The following is a 17,619-nucleotide window of genomic DNA, read 5'->3' as shown; positions in this document are numbered from 1 at the left end:
CACGCTCGCTCATCGCAATCAGTCCCATCCGCAAACCCCCACGCCATCAAACGCGGGGAGTGTGACACTCTTACTTTGCAGATTCAGGACATTCTAACTTTGCGGCTACATTTTAAAGTCGCATAAGGTAGGTTATGGAACTTGATGCTAGAGCCGGGCTTGAGATACGTAATACGCTATTTGCATTGCAGCTAATCATTCACCACGTCGTATCTGATCGACGTCTTCCGGTTTCACATCAGGCTGTTTGCCGCCCCATACGGCCCGCATCCAGTTGGTCAGGTCGGCGACCTGTTGGTTGTTCAGCTCTTCCTTGAAGGCGGGCATCGGCTGCATACGCTCAAGCCCTGGGAACTGCTGGGCAGGAATGCCGTGGAGCACGGCGTGGATCAGGTTGCGCGCGCTGGCGAGCCGTAGCGAGGCATTGGTTGCCAGCGGAACCACCACATGTGGGATCCCTTCGCCTTGGACACCATGGCAACCCGAGCACAGGTTGAGGTAGGTTCCGCGGGCAGATTCCGCGAGGTCGTGTGCAACCTCGACTGGCTTGGGAGGCGCCGGTGGCGTGGATTGCTTCGGCATGGAATCCAGGTCGAACAGAAAGGCCGTCAGCGCGGCAAGATCGTCGTCGGTCATGTATTGCGTCGAAAAATGCACGACATCGAACATTTGGCCCGTCATGGCCCCTTGAGCGGACAGGCCCGATTTCATGAAGAGCGGCAGGAGTTGCGGATCGAAGCCCATCTGCTCGAGACCTTGCTTAGTGATGTCGGGAGCCAGAACGCCCTCGAGCACAGCGCCCTTGAGATACTGTCTTTGCTTCATCCCCTGCATCAGGTTGCGGGGAGTATGGCATTCGCCGCAATGGGCGAGCGCATCGACGAGGTAGTGCCCACGGTTCCACGTTTCGGAGCGAGTCGGATCGGCGGCCTGCGCACCGCCCGAGAGGTTGAAGAGGTTCCAGAAGGTCAAGGTTTGCCGGATGTTGAAGGGAAACCGCAGGTCGTTCTTCCTATTCTCGACATTCATCGGCTCCCGGCTCATGAGATAGGCATAGACCGCGTCGACATCTTCCGGTGTCATCTTGCGGTAGGAGGCGTAGGGCATCGCTGGATAGAGATGAACGCCGCTCTTACCGATGCCGTCGCGCAGCGCACGATGGAATTCGGCGCGGGTCCAGTTGCCGATGCCATGCTCCTTGTTCGGTGAAATATTGGTCGAATAGATGGTGCCGAACGGGGTTTCGAATGGAAAGCCGCCTGCCCATGGCGCGCCGTCCTTGGCGGTGTGGCAAGCGTAGCAGTCTGCCGCGACGGCGACATAGGCACCCCTTTGGGCCAATGTCTTCATCTGGTCCGCCGACAGCGGTTGTTCGATATCCTTGGCAACCGCGCTTCTCTCGAAAAGACCGGCAAAGACGCCGATGGCGAACAGGGCGATGCATATGATCACTACAACCCCGGTCCAGAGCAGCGTCCGTGTTTTCATGGTTTCTAGGCTTTCACCAGGCCCGGAGTGTTCAAGGCGAGATCACGGACTGCCTCATAATATCGGACATAGCCCGTGCAGCGGCAGATATGCTTGTCCAATGCATCGGTAATAGTCTTTTCCAGGTCGGCGCGTGCGACCGGGTTGCGCTTCAACTGATCCATGAGAACGGTCGCGCCCGTGACGAAGCCGGGAGTGCAATAGCCACACTGGAACGCAAAATGTTCGATGAAAGCCTGCTGGACCGGCGACAGCTCGACGATGGCGCCGGAAGCGTCACGCTTGGCATGGCCTTCGACCGTTCGCACCTTCTTGCCGGCAAACCAATGAGCGCCGGTGATGCAGGTGCGCGCCTCCTGAAGCGTGCCGTCTTCATGTTCGACGATCACGCTACAAGCGTTGCAGATGCCCTGCCCGCAGCCCATGCGTGCGCCAGTGAGGTTGAGATATTCGTGCAGGAAATCCAGCATCATCATGGTTTCCGGCACGTCCATCGCGTCGATGGCCTTGTCATTGATGGTCAGCGAAAGTTTCTTCGAGGCGAGCGTCATGTCAGCGCCTCCCGTATCTTCTCAGGTGTGATCGGCAGCTCGTAGAAGCGCTTGCCGATGGCGTGGGCGATCCCGTTCGCGATTGCCGGCACGATTGCGATCATGACCACTTCGGCCAGGCCCTTGGGTGCGTCAGTGCTCGAAAGCGGCGGCAAGACTTCAGCGGTCTGCGACCAGACCGCGACATCCCGGGCACGCGGCAACTCATAGCGGTTCCAGTTCCAGGTGCCGTCGCCAGGACCGTCCTCATAGAGCGGCAGATATTCCTTCAGGGCATGGCCGACACCCATTGCGATACCGCCCTGGATCTGTCCCGACACCAGTTCCGGCACGACTTGCGTTCCACATTCGGTAATCGTGTGGTGCGAAAGCAGAGCCACCTCGCCCGATCCTATATCGACGACGACCTCGGCAAACGTCGCCATCGGCGCATAATAGGTGACGCCGGCATTGTTGCGCTGGACGGGGGGATAGGAGACGGCGGTGCGGTTCAGGAATTGCCAGCCGTCCAGCGTCATCAGCGCCTTTTTGTCGGGAGGCGCGCCGTCGCCATACTTCAGGGCAATCGCGTCGATCGCCATCTTGCGGTGCCCTACTCCGGGTATATCGAATTCGGCTTCCGTCCATTGCCAGCGGTTGAAGGTATGCACGGTAACTCCGGTAATGAGCCCGAGGCGATGCGCCTCTGCCGCCACGTCGGCTATGGACAGGGACGGCATGCCGCCGGCATTCACGATGCTGTTCACGAGACGGAGCTCATCGGACCGAACGCTGTAGGGAGCGAGCGCGCCGCCGCCGATCCCGCGCGACCACAGCGACTGCGCCGCAGGCCAGATCGACAGCTCGACCAGCGCGCGCGCAGCCTCGCGCGTTGCGTGCCCGAGATAGTAGACGCTGTTGGTGGCGCTCATGGGTGAAGTGATGCGCGGCGTCCAGCGGGGGTTCTGCTTGCGCTGATCTTCATCGGACTGGGAAAGCGTATAGGGCTCGTCCGTGCTCTCGAGCGGCATTTGTGGCCACAGAACCTTGCCGTACTCGGTCTCGTCCGGCACCCGGCCAAGAATATCGCCGACCATGATTGCCTGCGAAGTCGTCGCGCCCGTGCCGATCTCATGCGCGACATGGGCAAGCCTGATGCGCCCCTTGGCATCGAACTCGATCGTTGCGAGAGCCGCTTCGGCGCCTGTCCCATAGTCCTTCTGCACATGACCGAAGCCCACCCCGTATTTCTTGCCGGGATTGGCGGCGTCGAAGCTTGCCTTCTTTTCGGCGCGCTGAATCCACAGGGGGTGCTGACGCGCCTTCAGCAAAATCTCTTCATTGCGCAGAGCGCCCGCAGGGATCGCGCCTTGCGAATTCTTCATCCCCGACTTGAAGACGTTCTTCAGCCTGAGGTCGATGGCGTCCATGCCGAGCAGATCAGCCGCCTCGTCGACCATCATCTCGGTCGCCGACATCGATTGCAAAGTGCCGTAGCCGCGGGTCGAACCGGCATCGACCGCCCGCGACGCCAATGCAGCGGCCGAGAAGTCGCTCTTTGGCAGATAGTAGATCGACTGCGCCGCCGTGGCGCCGACCATGGCAACTGAAAACGAGTAGTTGGCTCGTCCTCCGCCGTCGTTCTTGAAGTGGCCGGTCATGGCGCGGAACTTGCCGGTTGCGCGGTCGATGACCAGAGCGTTGTCCATCCAGAAGGCGTGGCGCTTCAATCCAAGCTGGAACTGCTCGTAGCGATCATTGGCGAGTCGGACCGGCCGGCCATCGCCATAAAGCCCCGCCACGACACAGTAGAATGGGAGGATCGCATGGTCCTTAGTGCCGTAGCCGACGGTATAGCCAACCTTGAGGTCGACATTCTTGAGAGGAAACTTCGATTTCGAGACCAGGATCGCCGAAACTTCCGCAACTTCATAGGGCGATTGCGTGGCGATCATTGCATGCAGCGTTCCGGCGGACGAGTCGTACCAGACGTTGCCATTGTCGGCTTCCATGGCCGACGCATCGATCGATTGCGAGAAATAGTTGCGCCGAAGAACGAGCGCGTCGTCGCCGGCGCTGTCGATTTCCTTCTTGATCTCTTCGGCCGCGGCCATGCCGAGCGCCATCGGATCGCCCTCCCCTGCGGCTGGCCAAGTCGGCTCGTTATCGGAAAAGCCGCCATAGATCACGGCATCCTTCAGCGGCGAATAAACGTCCTCGTCACTCGGATCGCTGCCGCCGATACGCACATAGCGCGCCGCGCCGTAGTTGGCGGGATGGCTGTAAGGCGCCTTTTCTCCGTAGCGCACGACGCTATCGTTGAAGCGAACCATACGCTTGGCCGCATCGTAGCGGGCAAAGTCGCGGTAGATGAGCAGCGCCACCGGCTGGCCGAGCAGCCGTGCCGTCTGTCCCTTAGGCACCAGGAACACGTCGCCATAAAAGCCGAGGACGGGGATGACGATGCCGTCGGCCATCAGGTCTTCATGCAACAAGACCCGATCGGGCTTCAGGTCGTCCCCGAGCACGTTGAGGTCGATGCCTTCGAAGACCTGGTCTGCTTTCGTGGCGTGGATGAGAAAGGCGTGCGACTGCTCCTTTGGCCAGCCGGGGAGATCGCTCGCCCGATAGTCGCGGCTGAAGGTCTTCTGGCCAGTAACCTTTGCGATGGCATCCAGGCGGTATCTCGGCTTGCCGTCAGCTTTCAGCCAGTCGGGCCCAGGGAGAGGCGGTGTTTCGATCAGTTGGGCGCGGGCGGAGGGCAACAGAAAAGACACCTTGATCGCGACTCCTGCGGCGATACTCGCCTTCAGGAAATCCCTGCGAGAAAACCTCGCGTTCATTGCCTTTCTCCTGCGTGGTCGCAGCCCGCCAATGCCTTGGCGCACCCAGGCATTAAACGATTCAGCTCACATTCAGTTGCACCGGCCGTGAATGCATCTCCGCGGACCGATCAACGGCCTGGGCTTTCGATATTCCCCGTCTCTACATGTGCAAACAACCTCGCCGCCTCAGGCGAGCCGACGGGCTTCAGAGTACGGGCGCGCTCGCCAGCGGTTCGCCAAAGCGCGAAAAAATACAATTCGTCAGTGGTCTGCAGGCCGCCACATTTGTTGTATCAACAGTTGCGAATCTTGCGTCCAAATACATTGAGAGGAGATCATGCCCCCCGGCGATGGCAGTAGCAGCTGGACCGACATACTGGGAATCCTGTCGGTCCTCGTTCTCGTAGCGGCAAACGGGTTCTTCGTTGCTGCAGAATTTTCACTGGTAGCGGTTCGCCGCAGTCGCGTCGCCGAACTCGTCGCAGCGGGCCGGATGAATGCCAATGCGCTTCAGCGTGCAGTCGACAATCTCGACGCCAATCTCGCTGCAACGCAGCTTGGCATCACGATCTCGTCGCTAGCCCTGGGCTGGGTCGGCGAGCCGGCTCTCGCGCATCTGATCGAACCGCTTCTAACGGCGCTGCCGGCAACCCTTGCCACGGTGAGCGCGCACACGATCGCGATCGCGATATCCTTTATCATCATCACGGCACTCCACATCGTGCTCGGCGAGCTTGCCCCCAAAAGCCTGGCACTTCAGCGCAGCGAAGGGACCGCCCTATGGATTGTCCGCCCACTCGGGGTCTTTCTGTTCCTGCTCCGCCCGGCAATCACTACGCTCAACGGCCTCGGCAATCTGGTGCTGCGGCTCTGCGGTCTGCGCCCGGGCAGCGGTGAAGGAGCGCTGCATTCGCCGGCGGAACTGAAGATGCTCGTGGCGGCCAGCCAGGAGGCCGGCTTGCTGCAGCATGCTCAGCAGGAAGTCGTCGACCGTGTGCTGACGATCGGGGACCGACGCATTTCCGACATCATGACCCCGCGTCGCGACGTCGACTGGATCGATGCCGATGATGCACCGGAGGAAATCCTGCGATCGGTCCGCAAGTGCCGACACGAACAGCTTCTGGTCGGACGCGGTGATATCGACGCCCCCATCGGCATGATCTTGAAGAAGGATCTTCTCGATCAGCATCTAGATGGGAAGCCACTCGATCCGTTGGCAGTCATGAGGGAGCCTCTCCTGCTGCATGAGGCCATGCCGATCTTTCGAGTGCTCGATCGGTTCAAAAAAGCCCCGGTTCGGCTGGCGATCGTGGTCGACGAGTATGGCAGCCTTGAAGGCATTGTCACCCAGACTGACCTTCTCGAAGCCATTGCAGGCGACCTGCCGGATGAGGAAGGCGAGGAGCCCGACATTGTCGAACGCGACGACGGTTCCTTGTTGATCGATGGCCTGATGCCGGTCCACGATGCCTTCAATCGGCTCAGCCTGCGAGCAGGACCCGATGATGACTTCCACACGATCGCGGGCTTTGCCGTGTTCCAGCTTGGGCATATTCCGGAAGTCGGCGAGAGCTTTGATCATCACGGCTGGCGGTTCGAGATCGTCGATATGGATGGGAGGCGTATCGACAAGCTGCTCGTACAGCGTCAGCCAGCTGTCTAGGCGTTGCCCTTGGTGAGAGCCCTTTGTCAGGGCAACTGCCGATTAGTGGCCTGGCTTCCATCTTTACTGGCTGACTTGAGCCCCTCGTTCTGGGCGCTGATGCCAGAATTTCAGAGCAAAATGCCCGCCGCGGTCTCCGAGGCGGGCGGCGTCTCCATGAGATGCCCAAAAAAAATGTCCCGTTTCAGGGAATATTTTCGCTCGCGATGCGTTTGTGCAGGAGGTCCGGTAGTGGCCCAACCCCCACGATCATCGCATCGAGGCCCACCCGCCCCTACGATCATCGCAGGCCTTGAGCTCCGCGGACAACCTTCCTTGGAGAAGACAACGAGACGCTATCTCTCAACACTCGCGTGTTCGGTTCGAACGCGCAAAATTGCTTTGGAAGGAGCGAAGAGATGAAACACCATATGTTAACTTCTCTCACCGTCGGTCTTTGCCTGGTACTTCCGTCCACTGGGGCCGGATTTGCGACGGGCCAACCCGGCGCTTCCGCGGGTGTGGCGTGCACGGTAACGTCCAATGCACTCGTCACACCCGGCAACGCAGCTAACGCGAGTAACCCGGCAGGCACCAATGGTGCGGCGTTCAACGAGTCGCTGGTGAAGGGATATGCCGGAAACCCGGGCAACCCGACGACGACGAACGGGCACGCAAGTGCCAATGCGGTTTCCCAGTACGACGTTGCTTGCCGGAACGCCACGACAAGGGCGTTGAAGCAGATGCCGTAGTGGCGCGTCTGCGTATTCAAGAGGCGTGGTCGGTTTGAACCGACCAATTCGCTCCGGCGTGCAGGGTTATTTGGAGTTTTGGGCAAAACGCCGGACGGCTGAAGCAGGATGACAGCTGCATGCGTTTCGTCGTTGTGGCCAGCTTCCTTTGTGCGCTGGTAGCCGGCCTGGGCTATACCTATAGCCAGGAGCGCACGGCTCCGATCTTCCTCACGGCCCCGGTCGAGCGCGGCCATGTTTCTACCTTGGTAAAGGCAAACGGCACCGTCGAGGCTGCGGTGAGCGTTGACGTCAGCTCACAATTGTCTGGGCGGATTGCGGCGGTGTTCGTCAATTTCAACGATGCCGTAAAGGTTGGACAACCGATTGCACAAATCGATCAGGAGATTTTTGCGGCTCAAGTCAATGAGGCGAAGGCCGCCTTGAGCGTGGCAAAGGCTGCCGCTCAGACTTCAAAGGCCGCGTTTGAAAGAGCAAAGGTCGCGGTGATGAATGCGCAGACCGCCAAGGAATTAGCGGAGGCGCAATCGGCAGCAATCAAGTCCAGACAAGATGAAGCGGAGCGAGATCTCCTGCGAAAGGTTCAATTAGCGCGCACTGGAAGCGGCACCGAGCGGGACTTGACTCAGGCGAGAGCTTTGCGTGACGAGGGGGCCGCCGACCTGCGCGGCTCCCTTGATCAGGTCCAGATGAAAGCCGAGGCGATTGCGATGGCTGAAGCAGAAAAGCTGATGGCTCAGGCAGATATTGAGAATGCTCAGGCGGTCGTTGAGCAGAAGCAGGCGGCTCTGGACCAGGCGCGACTTGATCTCGATCGTACGGTACTCCGCGCTCCGATCGACGGGACCATAATCAGTCGGGATGTCAATCCAGGACAAACTGTCGCCGTCAGCCTGGAAGCCAAGACGCTATTCAAGATTGCGAATGACTTGCGGCAGATGGAGGTCCACGGGAAGATTGACGAGGCCGACATCGGACAGTTGCACAAAGGCCAGGCTGCCGTCTTCAGAGTGGACGCCTATCCCGATCGAACCTTCAGCGGACGCATTCTACAGATACGCAAGGCGCCCGAGGTCGTGCAGAACGTAGTGACCTACACGATAATTGTTTCCGCCCCCAATCCGGATCTGCTTTTGATGCCGGGAATGACCGCGGAACTGCAAATTGTCGTGCGTGATTCCGGCCAGATCCTCAAGATACCCAGCCAAGCGCTACGCTTCCGGCCGAATGGCGCCGACCCCGCGCCTGGTCATCCGAGCACAGCCGCCGGGGCATCCGCGACGGTGTGGGTCGTCGGCGATGGCGAGCAGCCGAACCCGGTTGCCGTGAGACTTGGCGCGAGCGACGACAATGGCACAGAGCAGCTGGAGGGCCCGCTTGCGGAGGGCCAGCCAGTGATCGTCGGGGTTGCCAATTCGCAGAACCAGGGAGGGCACTTCGGCATTCGCCTGGGATTTTGAGATGCAGCCCCTGCTCCAGACCGTTGGAATCACGAAATGCTACCCCTCCGGCGCGACTATCATTCGGGCGGTGTCCGATGTGTCGCTGTTGGTCAGGCACGGCGAGTTTGTTGCGATCCGCGGCCGCTCGGGTTCAGGCAAATCGACCTTGATGAACCTTGTGGGCCTATTGGAACGGCCAGATTCCGGCGAATACTTTCTGCAGGGGCAGGCGGTTGCAAAGCTCAGCGAGGAGAAGCGCGCGGCCATAAGACGTCAGGCCATCGGCTTCATATTCCAATTGCCCGTCCTGCTGCCCCGGGCGACTGCGCTGGAAAATATCGAATTACCCCTCATCTACGCGGGCGTTGCTCGCTCACAGCGACGCCGCAGGGCCAAGGATGCGCTTGACAGTGTAGGCCTTGCCGAGCGCGGTCACCATTGGCCGAGCCAGCTCTCGGGAGGAGAGCAGCAGCGGGTCGTCATTGCGCGTGCAATCGTGAACGACCCTGCTCTGATCCTGGCCGACGAGCCGACTGGTTCGCTGGACAGTCGTACCAGCGATGAGATTCTGTCCCTGTTCGAGGATCTTCACCGCAGCGGCCGCACCATCATCATGGTTACGCATGCCACCAATGTCGCCGATCGTGCGCAACGACAGATTGCCCTACATGATGGGCAGATCCTCAAGGATGAAGCGACATCACCTCAGGGTGCGCTTGCGGAGTTCCCGGAATGAGCCCGCTGGAGAGCATGGGGATCGCCACGCGCGCGCTTGGCGCAAACAAACTGCGAAGCGCCCTGACCGTGCTTGGGGTCGTCGTTGGCGTCGCCGCTGTGGTCTGCATGATATCGATCGGCGCCGGCGCACAGGCGGAGGTTTCGGAGAAGATCCGCACGCTTGGCGCCAATCTGCTGCTGGTGTTGCCCGGGGCCCAGAATTCCAACGGGGCGAAGCTCCAATCTGGAACACAGCCCACACTGACCGAAGAGGATGCGGCAGCTATTCGCCGCGAGCTGGCGGACGTGCAGGTTGCCGCCCCGTTGCTATCGCGCTCCATGCCGCTGGTGGCCGCAAACAGGAACTGGGTGACCCTGGTTGCTGGGATCAATAGCGACTACCTGGTGGCTCGCGAGTGGCAAATTGTCAACGGTCGGTCCTTTACCGACGAAGAAGTCGGATCCGGAGCCAAGGTGGTCATCGTAGGGTCGGTTATTGTCGAGGAACTTTTCGACGGACGCGCCGGAGTCGGTGAAACGCTTCGGATCGGCAACGTGCCTTTCACCGTCATCGGCGTGCTCGACAAAAAGGGGTTGGGGGCGGCAAACCGTAGTCAAGACGATGTGGTGTTCATCCCGCTATTGACGGCGAAAAGCCGGGTGCTCGGCGCCGTGCGCGGCACAACCCGCGAGGCCCTGGATTTCATTTCGATCAAGGTATCGGATGCGGCCGCCATGTCAGAGACGCAACAACAGATCGAAGCGCTGCTTCGGCAGCGGCATCGCATTCGCGGGGATGCTCCGAGTGACTTCAGCATCGATAATCCGGCGGATGTCCTCACGGCACGCGGCGCAGCGGTGCGGCTCCTCGGCATTCTCCTAATTGCGGTGGCATCAGTCTCGCTGGTCGTTGGCGGCATCAGCGTCATGAACATCATGCTGGTTTCCGTGACCGAACGCACTCGCGAAATAGGTTTGCGCATGGCTGTCGGGGCCAGCCGCCGCGATATCCTATGGCAGTTCCTGATCGAAGCCTTGATCCTGGCATTGATGGGCGGGCTTGTCGGTGCGGTGCTTGGAGCGGCAGCGGCAGTTGCAATCGCATGGGAGGCTGGCTGGCCCATTCTGATCAGCCCCTGGGCGATTGTCCTGGCTTGTGGATTTTCGGGCCTGATTGGCATTTCGTTTGGCGTCTATCCAGCCCATCGGGCCGCACGGCTCGATCCGATCGAGGCACTTCGCTTCGCATAGACTGTTGGGGCAACTCCGAACGCGGAGTGCTCGATTTGGTTTCATAGTTGTGAGGCTACCCGCCTCAGGTGCGCGCAAGGCTGCCTTAAGGCACAGGAGGCCTAGGCGTCGGCCTGAACGCAGGGAGCCAGCCAGCCGCTGCAGGCGAGACTTTGTTCTTCACCGGGCAAGCGCCGGATACGGGTGAAGGTTCAGAAAACCAAGCGCCGGTCATCTTATGGCAAGATGACGGGCGCTTGCCCGCAAGCGGCAGACCTTCATGCGGCGGCTGTCCTTCGCGAACTAGGGTCGCCTGAGCCTGTGGCGCAATCAATACCCTGAGTAATACCCCGGATAGCAGGTGCCATAGTAGCCGTAATAGTAGGGATCGCAGTAGGAATACCACGGCAGGCCGAACCCAAAGAAGGCACCATTGTCAAAGAAGAAGTTGTTGTTGCGGAACCGACGGGCATGAACAAAGCGACGATCGTGGAACCGGCCCATTCCATGAAAGCCCCCCATGCCATGGAAACCACGGTCAAACCCGCGGAAGCCGCCCATGCCATGGAAGGGGCCGCCAAAGCCGTGAAAGCCACCGCCCATACCGGGGAAGCCGCCACCCATACCGTGGAAACCGCCAAAGCCGCCGCCTCCATGGAAGCCGCCAAAGCCACCGCCACCGTGGAACCCACCGCCGCCGCCGTGCATGAAGCCGCCGCCACCTCCGCCCATGCCGCGGACGAGTTGCAGGCCGCTGCCCGCGCTGCCTGAGGACCTACGCATCAGGACGGCCGATTCAAAACGGCCTTGGCAGGCTGCCGTGGTGCAAGACAGATTCCATGTCGTGGGCTCATCGGGAACCGGGCTGGGAATGCTCCCGGCAAAAGCTGCGGTGCCGCAAAGCGCTCCAATGCTTAGCAGCCCGGAACATGCGAGTGTTGAGAGATAGTGTCTCATTGTCTTCTCCAAGGAAAGTCGTCCGTGGAGCTCAAGGCCTGCGATGATCGTAGGGGGATGCACCTCGATGCGATTATCGTGGGGGTTGGGCCGCTACCGGACCTCCAAGATAAACGCAACGCGAGCGCAAAAATTCCCTGGAACTTGCCGTGTTTTGAGGCGCTCACATCAAAGTGACGTCCGCCCCTGAGATAGGTGCGTCCTGCTGACCACCCCATCTCTCACTTGCCGATGTATCTGGAGTATTCTGCTCCCGCCTACGTTGTATGTGGCTGGCAAAACGAATGCGCCCGATCCAACCGGCAAGTTATCTGTTTGCGGCTCGTGCTCTGCGTGACTTCGGCGACGCCTTCGTGGCCGTGCTGTTGCCGGTGTATCTGCTCGCGCTCGGATTTGCTCCGCTCCAAGTCGGGATCCTTGCGACCGCGTCGCTATTGGGATCGGCACTTCTCACGATTGGTATCGGTTTCCTGGGTGCGCGCCACGATCATCGCCGGCTTTTGCTTGCCGCCGCCGGCTTGATGTTTGCAACCGGCGCGGCGTTCGTCAGCCTTCATGACTATGCGCTGCTCCTGTTCGTTGCGTTCGCCGGCACGGTCAACCCATCGGCCGGCAGCGTCAGCATATTCGTGCCATTGGAACATGCCGTGCTGGCGCGCGAGGTCACGGCCTCTGAGCGTACCAAAATGTTTGCACGTTACAGCTTGGTAGGAGCCATCGCCGCGGCGTTTGGTGGGCTGGCGGCGGCGGTTCCGGATCATCTGGCGATGTTCGGTCTCGACCGGCTCGGCGGCATAAAGGTCATGTTCGTCCTGTATGCGTTGCTGGGCGCGCTGGGAGGCACCCTGTATGCTCGCATCCCCGCGCGTGAAATGACCCAGGAAACAAAGCGAACGGCCGCGCTCGGGCCCTCCCGCCGCGTCGTGTTCAAGCTGGCAGCGCTGTTCAGTCTCGACGCGTTCGCCGGCGGCTTTGTGGTTCAGTCCCTGTTGGCGTTGTGGCTGTTCGAGAAGTTCAACCTATCGCTTTCGCAGGCGGGCACGTTCTTCTTCTGGTCCGGGTTGCTGTCGGCGGCTTCCTATCCGGTTGCCGCCTGGCTGTCGCGACGCATCGGGCTCATCAATACCATGGTGTTCACACACATCCCCTCTAGCATCGCCCTGATGTTGGCAGCACTGGCACCAACGTTATCGGTGGCACTCGCCTTGCTGCTGGTCCGGGCGGCGTTGTCGCAGATGGATGTGCCGACGCGCTCATCCTACGTCATGGCAGTCGTAACCGTGACGGAGCGTGCCGCCGCCGCCAGCTTCACGTCGGTTCCTCGCAGTTTGGCTGCCGCGATCAGCCCGACCTTGGCGGGATTGCTCTTTGCCGCTTCGCTCCGAGCCTGGCCGTTCCTGATCTGTGGAGCGCTGAAAATAAGCTACGATTTGTTGGTTCTAGTCCAGTTTCGTCACATCAGGCCTCCTGAGGAACAACCATAGATCCAAATAGAAAATGACATGGAAACCGAAGCGGGTGGCTAATATGAAGGCTCCTTAGCCGAAGCTCGAGGCAACCCGCTGCCAAGGACAGCCGGGGATAGTAACATTCGCCCCAGAACCTCAGCCTGTTGCGATTTCGATCTCTGGAAGACCGTCGCACTCCAGCCGGATCTGTCCCCGTTCCGGCCTTGAGAGCTGGATCGGCCCTCCCCGTTCTTCCAGGCGACGACGCAAGAGAATGAGGCGGGTTTCGAGATTGTCCTTGAAATCGGGCAGCTGGAGCGAGCGGTCGCGACGAATTTCCCGGTTGGAAAAATCAGTGCGCCCGGTTTCGAAAAATGCGGCAAGGAAATGATGGAGCAGCCGCCCGGGCAGGCCGCGGATGACATACTCGCCGTCAACGAAAATGCTGCCATCGAGAGGAAAGTATCGGACCCGAATGCACCGCGCCGCTGGAGCCGGCGATGGCTGGTGACTTGCGGGAGGCGGTGCTACGCCTTCCGATCGGTCCCGCTCCGCCAGCAACAGGCTTGTCGCAAGCTGGCTGGCGACAAGCGACAGCGCCTCCTCGTCGCGATGGCTGAACGCGAAGCTCCTTTCCGATTCGACGAACAGGACGCCAAGTAGCCTTCCTCGGCTCAACATCGGCACCGCCAGCTGGCTGCGCGGCTGTGCAAGGGAGGGAAGCGGGATGTGTTCCGGTCCGCTTCGCATAATCTCGGCGTGCACCGCCGAAGCGTATCGGTGACCACGTCGCATGTCGCTGATGCGCAACGGGCGACGCATCGCTGCGGCCGTGCCGATGGTGCCCTCCCCCACCGTCGCCTCGGAGCCGAAACCGAAGGCTGGATAGCCGCGGCTGGCGATCGTGCTCAGCTTCCTGCCTTCCTCGTCCGGCACGAGCACAACCGCGTTGGCGAAGCCGAACTGCGACTGCAACCCTCCCAGCGCGCAATCGAGCATGGCTTCGGCATCACCCTGTTCGGCGATGGCCGCACAAAGCTGTCCCGCTGCGTAGAGGCGGTCGCGCGGCGGCTCCGTCTCTTCCGGCTCGGCGAGCGACACGACCGGCACAATCGGCCGACAATCCTCCACTTCGTAGATGTCAAGGCTGCGCAGCTTCATCACATCGCCCATTCCCTGGGAGACGCTCATCACGGCAAGATGCGACGCCACGCGCTCGAACAAGTCCCCCTCGCCGATCGACCTCACGAAATGCAGGTCGAGGATGTGCTGCTGCCCGGTCCGCCCGTCGACGACCATCGCTGTCGCGACACCACGATAGCGGACATTGGCCGCAGTTTTCGAGAAGAACTGGTTGGACAGCGCGACATGCCGTTCATCGATGTAGTGGACGTGCGAGAGATACGAGATGTTGGGTACGCCATCCGCATCCGTGGTTGCGATGACCGACGGAATGACGCCCTCGAAACTGTCGCGGATATCGGTGAGCCGGATCATCGCTGGATCGGGTGCCCCACACGCTGGCCCGCATCCGGGCCTGGCGTTTGCGCGAACAGATCGGTGGGCTGGAAACTAATCCGGACGAGGTCCTTGTCCGTCAGCGTGTGCGAAAGCTGAACCTTCGTGACGCCCAGTTCTGCCATGATCTCAAGCATGCGCGCCACATAGGCCGTCGCGCGCTGCTGTTCCTCCTCGGAGGGCGAAGCGACCTCCTGGATCACGCCCTTCACCTGAAAGGCGCGATAGTCGCTCGGCCGCACTACGGTGACCGCTATGGGAGCACCTCTCACCGCGTTGCCAGCTACATCGGACCACTGGCCACGGCACAGAAGCACGTCGAGATGTCCGTGTCGCCGGTCGAAACGGATACCCGACCCGCGCGCAATGAAAGCGCGATGCGCGCTATCGCGCGTCGACACCAGTATCATGACCGGGCTTTCGACAAACGCAGCGACATCCGCGCTGATCATCGTGTTCTCCAGAGCGTCCAATCACAAATAGCAAATTTTTAGGAAAAGGGAGAGCCGCTTAAGAAGCTTTTAGGAAGAGATGTCGGCGCCGCATCCATAGAATTTTGCACCATAGATACCAACTTTGGAGCGTTTCATGACCCACGGACATCATCCCAACAAGATCGCCGATCTCAACGGCCGCCATGATATCTACGGCCCCATTCACAAGGGCCTTCGGAAAGCCCAATGTGATCTTCTCATCCGGCTGGGCAATGCCGATTTCGGCGATGCCCGCGCGACGGCGGAACTCCTGTTGGATATGCGCGCGCTTTTGGTGCTCGCCGCCGCCCATCTCCAGCATGAAGACGGTCATATCCATGACGCGCTGCGGACGCGCGGCGCTGTCTCGGTCGATCGTCTCGACCATCAGCATGATGACCATCGAGCCACCTTTGCCGAACTCGAGACGCTTTTGGCGAGCATCGAGGCGGCCAGGGCGGAAGAGCGCCCTGCCCTTGGACGCCGCCTCTACCTAACTTTCGGCAACTATGTCGCCCACGACCTCGAGCACATGCACGAGGAGGAGACCGTAGCGGCTCCGCAGCTCTGGTCGCTGTTCTCCGATGCTGAGATGATGACGATCGAAAATCGCATTGTCGGCTCGCTTCCTCCGGAAAAAGCCATGGCTTTCATGCGACTGATGATTCCGGCCATCAACCCGGCGGAGCGCGCCGCACTGCTCAGCGGCATGAAGCAGCAGGCGCCACGCGAGGCCTTCGATGCGGTCATCGAATTTGCCGCGCGGCCGAACCTGTCGGCGGCGGAATTCGCCGATCTCGCGCGCCAGCTCGACCTTGTGGCGTGAGCCCGTCGATGCGTATCGATCTACAATGGCGGCCAATTCGGCCGCCATTTCCCACCCTAGCGTCGCGAGGTCCGTGTGGGTGCCTCTGTCCGTCACCCACTTGTCGGATTCCGTCGAAATGTCCGGAGAAGCCCAAGCCGCCCGAAAACACCCATCCCTGCGTGTCTCGTCTTCTTGGCCGCCAATAGTGGAAAGTGGCCCTCCATGGAGAAAAGTCGACGTTAGATGTCCAGGTCGGTTTGTGCGTAGTTCAGATAGTATGCCGTGAATACCGTTGCTCCCACGTAAGCGAACGCGTCGGTCAGCTGTGCATCGTTCCAGCCGCCATGCTTAGCGGCGTCCCAAGTGGCATCGGTGACGTTTCCTGAATTGGCAGCCGCTTCGCTGACCAAGCCGGTCAGTAGGTCGATCTTGGTGTCGTTAGTCGAAGTGCCCGTCGTTAGGGCAGTCACCTGGTCGTCGGTCCACCCGTTCATCTGGGCGAGCCGACTGGCGATCCGGATCATGTAGCTGTTGCCGACACCCGCCGCTGCAAGCATCAGTGCCGCCCCCGCCTTCGGAATGAAGGTACTCTGCTCGGCAAGCACGGCGCGGAGCGACGTGTACGCTGTCAAGACCGCCGGAGAATGCGCCATCTGGGCATGCAGGTTCGCGGGGCGTTCCATCGGGGTCGATTGGACTATCCTTTGCAGGAGCGGGCGCGATGCAGCGGGTGCGTTCTCGACCGTATGAACAGGGATCCGGCTCATCGATATCACCTCATTCATGAGTTGCTGAATCCATCGGACACGCGGTCGACCTATGCGCCTTGGAGAAGCGTGTTCCAATCCTGTGGCTTTGCCCACGATTCGAAGTCGTGAAAGTCGACGTCCGGAAACTCACGGCGCAGAGCTGCACTATCGAACGTGTAGCCGACACGGTCGAACCACTCGTACATCTTGGCGCCTTCCTCACCCATGCGCTGGCGGATGACGTCCAGCGGAACCTGGAAATAGGTAAACGGGCGACCTGTGACACGCGAGAGGATGGCAACAACATCGCTGCCCGTGAGTTCGTCGCCGCCGAGGTCGAAGCGCTTGCCGGCGAAGCGGCCCGGGTCCTCGAGCAGTCGAACGGCGACGGCCCCGATATCCGCGACCGCGACTTGCGCGAGCTGCCGCGTCGGCGGAAGCGGCGTGGCGTAGATGCCTTTCGTGAGTTGCTCTTTGCCCAAATAGAGGTTCTCCATGAAATAGACGGGTGCCAGCACCGTGGCGCGCACGCCGATCTTGGCAATGTGCTTTTCCACCTCGTACTTGCTGTCGAAGTGCGGGACGCCTGTTTGCCGATTGGCGGAGCCGACCGAGTTGAAGAGGAGGTGCACGCCTGCGGCCTTGGCTGCGTCTGCGGCGGACATGCCCTGTCGCGTCTCGGCTTGTGAGCCGCCTTCGAATGGCGTCGTCATGGCGAAGAGTGAAGTCGCTCCTTCGAGCGCCTTCGTGAGCGCGGCCGTGTCTTCGAGTGACGCGCGCACAAGCGCGACGCCCGCGCTCGCGAGATCCCTCGCCTTCGCGGAGTCGGTATTGCGCGTGACGGCGCGAACCTCGTGACCGCGCTCGAGCAGGTTCTTCACCACAGCGCCACCTTGTTGGCCCGTGGCTCCGGTAACGACGACGACAAGCTTTTGACCCATGACCAATCTCCTTTCACTCGACCCATTGCGGCGAACCGAGCACCGCCCGTTGAATGACGCGTTGGATGTGTTTTGCGGACCCAGCGGCGGCCCAAA

The 17,619-nt window shown here is 60.7% G+C and carries 14 protein-coding genes; 7 read left to right on the top strand and 7 right to left on the bottom strand.

All coding sequences use genetic code 11. The annotated features are described in order from the left end of the window. Window positions 1-195: 195 nt before the first annotated feature. Genes C7I85_RS06210 through C7I85_RS06200 form a run of 3 tightly spaced genes read right to left on the bottom strand, consistent with a single transcriptional unit; the run spans window position 196 to window position 4,861 of the window. Window positions 196-1,488 carry a cytochrome c gene (locus C7I85_RS06210; RefSeq protein ID WP_106723053.1) on the bottom strand — a complete coding sequence of 431 codons (1,293 nt, stop codon included), beginning with the start codon at window positions 1,486-1,488 and terminating at the stop codon, window positions 196-198. A 5-nt stretch (window positions 1,489-1,493) separates the two neighbouring features. Continuing rightward, window positions 1,494-2,039: a (2Fe-2S)-binding protein gene (locus tag C7I85_RS06205; RefSeq protein ID WP_106723052.1), complete on the bottom strand. Its 546-nt coding sequence runs from the start codon at window positions 2,037-2,039 to the stop codon at window positions 1,494-1,496. Next, entirely contained in the window at window positions 2,036-4,861 is a 2,826-nt protein-coding gene (locus C7I85_RS06200; RefSeq protein WP_106723051.1) for a xanthine dehydrogenase family protein molybdopterin-binding subunit, read from the bottom strand. Before C7I85_RS06200 ends, C7I85_RS06205 begins: the two co-directional genes overlap by 4 nt. Window positions 4,862-5,180: 319 nt before the next feature. Between C7I85_RS06200 and C7I85_RS06195 the strand changes: the two genes are divergently transcribed. The 6 genes from C7I85_RS06195 to C7I85_RS06170 all read left to right on the top strand — a co-directional run bounded on the left by C7I85_RS06195 (window position 5,181) and on the right by C7I85_RS06170 (window position 13,070). Beyond that, on the top strand, window positions 5,181-6,509 hold the full coding sequence (locus C7I85_RS06195; protein WP_106723050.1) for a hemolysin family protein: 1,329 nt from the start codon (window positions 5,181-5,183) through the stop codon (window positions 6,507-6,509). An 850-nt stretch (window positions 6,510-7,359) separates the two neighbouring features. Then, window positions 7,360-8,700 carry an efflux RND transporter periplasmic adaptor subunit gene (locus C7I85_RS06190; RefSeq protein ID WP_106723049.1) on the top strand — a complete coding sequence of 447 codons (1,341 nt, stop codon included), beginning with the start codon at window positions 7,360-7,362 and terminating at the stop codon, window positions 8,698-8,700. Window position 8,701: 1 nt separating this feature from the next. Next, window positions 8,702-9,418 (top strand): ABC transporter ATP-binding protein, encoded by a 717-nt coding sequence (locus C7I85_RS06185; protein ID WP_106723048.1) that lies wholly within the window; start codon window positions 8,702-8,704, stop codon window positions 9,416-9,418. Beyond that, window positions 9,415-10,650: an ABC transporter permease gene (locus tag C7I85_RS06180; RefSeq protein WP_106723047.1), complete on the top strand. Its 1,236-nt coding sequence runs from the start codon at window positions 9,415-9,417 to the stop codon at window positions 10,648-10,650. Before C7I85_RS06185 ends, C7I85_RS06180 begins: the two co-directional genes overlap by 4 nt. A 450-nt stretch (window positions 10,651-11,100) precedes the next feature. Further along, window positions 11,101-11,400, top strand: a complete 300-nt coding sequence (locus tag C7I85_RS30905) for a hypothetical protein (protein WP_181257099.1) — start codon at window positions 11,101-11,103, stop codon at window positions 11,398-11,400. A 470-nt stretch (window positions 11,401-11,870) separates the two neighbouring features. Further along, window positions 11,871-13,070, top strand: a complete 1,200-nt coding sequence (locus tag C7I85_RS06170; RefSeq protein WP_106723045.1) for an MFS transporter — start codon at window positions 11,871-11,873, stop codon at window positions 13,068-13,070. A gap of 120 nt (window positions 13,071-13,190) precedes the next feature. On the opposite strand, the gene C7I85_RS06165 is transcribed toward C7I85_RS06170, so the two are convergent. Beyond that, window positions 13,191-14,531, bottom strand: a complete 1,341-nt coding sequence (locus C7I85_RS06165) for a GAF domain-containing protein (protein WP_106723044.1) — start codon at window positions 14,529-14,531, stop codon at window positions 13,191-13,193. Next, complete coding sequence (locus C7I85_RS06160) at window positions 14,528-15,004, bottom strand: hypothetical protein (protein ID WP_106723043.1); 477 nt, start codon at window positions 15,002-15,004, stop codon at window positions 14,528-14,530. Before C7I85_RS06160 ends, C7I85_RS06165 begins: the two co-directional genes overlap by 4 nt. A 136-nt stretch (window positions 15,005-15,140) precedes the next feature. On the opposite strand from C7I85_RS06160, the gene C7I85_RS06155 reads away from it, so the two are divergent. Continuing rightward, window positions 15,141-15,851, top strand: coding sequence for a hemerythrin domain-containing protein (locus C7I85_RS06155; RefSeq protein ID WP_106723042.1), 711 nt, complete (start codon window positions 15,141-15,143; stop codon window positions 15,849-15,851). A 221-nt stretch (window positions 15,852-16,072) separates the two neighbouring features. On the opposite strand, the gene C7I85_RS06150 is transcribed toward C7I85_RS06155, so the two are convergent. Together C7I85_RS06150 and C7I85_RS06145 are read right to left on the bottom strand one after the other, a co-directional pair. Beyond that, window positions 16,073-16,618: a hypothetical protein gene (locus C7I85_RS06150; protein ID WP_210203024.1), complete on the bottom strand. Its 546-nt coding sequence runs from the start codon at window positions 16,616-16,618 to the stop codon at window positions 16,073-16,075. 32 nt (window positions 16,619-16,650) lie between these two features. Beyond that, complete coding sequence (locus C7I85_RS06145; protein WP_106723040.1) at window positions 16,651-17,523, bottom strand: NmrA/HSCARG family protein; 873 nt, start codon at window positions 17,521-17,523, stop codon at window positions 16,651-16,653. Between the last annotated feature and the right edge of the window lie 96 nt (window positions 17,524-17,619).

Origin of the sequence: Pseudaminobacter soli (ex Li et al. 2025) (assembly GCF_003012705.1) — a bacterium.
GTDB lineage: Bacteria > Pseudomonadota > Alphaproteobacteria > Rhizobiales > Rhizobiaceae > Pseudaminobacter > Pseudaminobacter soli.
The sequence above is the reverse complement of the archived record's forward strand: the minus strand, read 5'-3'. Positions and strand labels throughout refer to the sequence as shown.

What these genes read in the sequence shown, in the direction of transcription:
- C7I85_RS06210 (WP_106723053.1), bottom strand. Translation starts at nt 1,488, where the DNA reads ATGAAAACACGGACGCTGCTCTGGACCGGGGTTGTAGTGATCATATGC.
- C7I85_RS06205 (WP_106723052.1), bottom strand. Translation starts at nt 2,039, where the DNA reads ATGACGCTCGCCTCGAAGAAACTTTCGCTGACCATCAATGACAAGGCC.
- C7I85_RS06200 (WP_106723051.1), bottom strand. Translation starts at nt 4,861, where the DNA reads ATGAACGCGAGGTTTTCTCGCAGGGATTTCCTGAAGGCGAGTATCGCC.
- C7I85_RS06195 (WP_106723050.1), top strand. Translation starts at nt 5,181, where the DNA reads ATGCCCCCCGGCGATGGCAGTAGCAGCTGGACCGACATACTGGGAATC.
- C7I85_RS06190 (WP_106723049.1), top strand. Translation starts at nt 7,360, where the DNA reads ATGCGTTTCGTCGTTGTGGCCAGCTTCCTTTGTGCGCTGGTAGCCGGC.
- C7I85_RS06185 (WP_106723048.1), top strand. Translation starts at nt 8,702, where the DNA reads ATGCAGCCCCTGCTCCAGACCGTTGGAATCACGAAATGCTACCCCTCC.
- C7I85_RS06180 (WP_106723047.1), top strand. Translation starts at nt 9,415, where the DNA reads ATGAGCCCGCTGGAGAGCATGGGGATCGCCACGCGCGCGCTTGGCGCA.
- C7I85_RS30905 (WP_181257099.1), top strand. Translation starts at nt 11,101, where the DNA reads ATGAACAAAGCGACGATCGTGGAACCGGCCCATTCCATGAAAGCCCCC.
- C7I85_RS06170 (WP_106723045.1), top strand. Translation starts at nt 11,871, where the DNA reads ATGCGCCCGATCCAACCGGCAAGTTATCTGTTTGCGGCTCGTGCTCTG.
- C7I85_RS06165 (WP_106723044.1), bottom strand. Translation starts at nt 14,531, where the DNA reads ATGATCCGGCTCACCGATATCCGCGACAGTTTCGAGGGCGTCATTCCG.
- C7I85_RS06160 (WP_106723043.1), bottom strand. Translation starts at nt 15,004, where the DNA reads ATGATCAGCGCGGATGTCGCTGCGTTTGTCGAAAGCCCGGTCATGATA.
- C7I85_RS06155 (WP_106723042.1), top strand. Translation starts at nt 15,141, where the DNA reads ATGACCCACGGACATCATCCCAACAAGATCGCCGATCTCAACGGCCGC.
- C7I85_RS06150 (WP_210203024.1), bottom strand. Translation starts at nt 16,618, where the DNA reads ATGAATGAGGTGATATCGATGAGCCGGATCCCTGTTCATACGGTCGAG.
- C7I85_RS06145 (WP_106723040.1), bottom strand. Translation starts at nt 17,523, where the DNA reads ATGGGTCAAAAGCTTGTCGTCGTCGTTACCGGAGCCACGGGCCAACAA.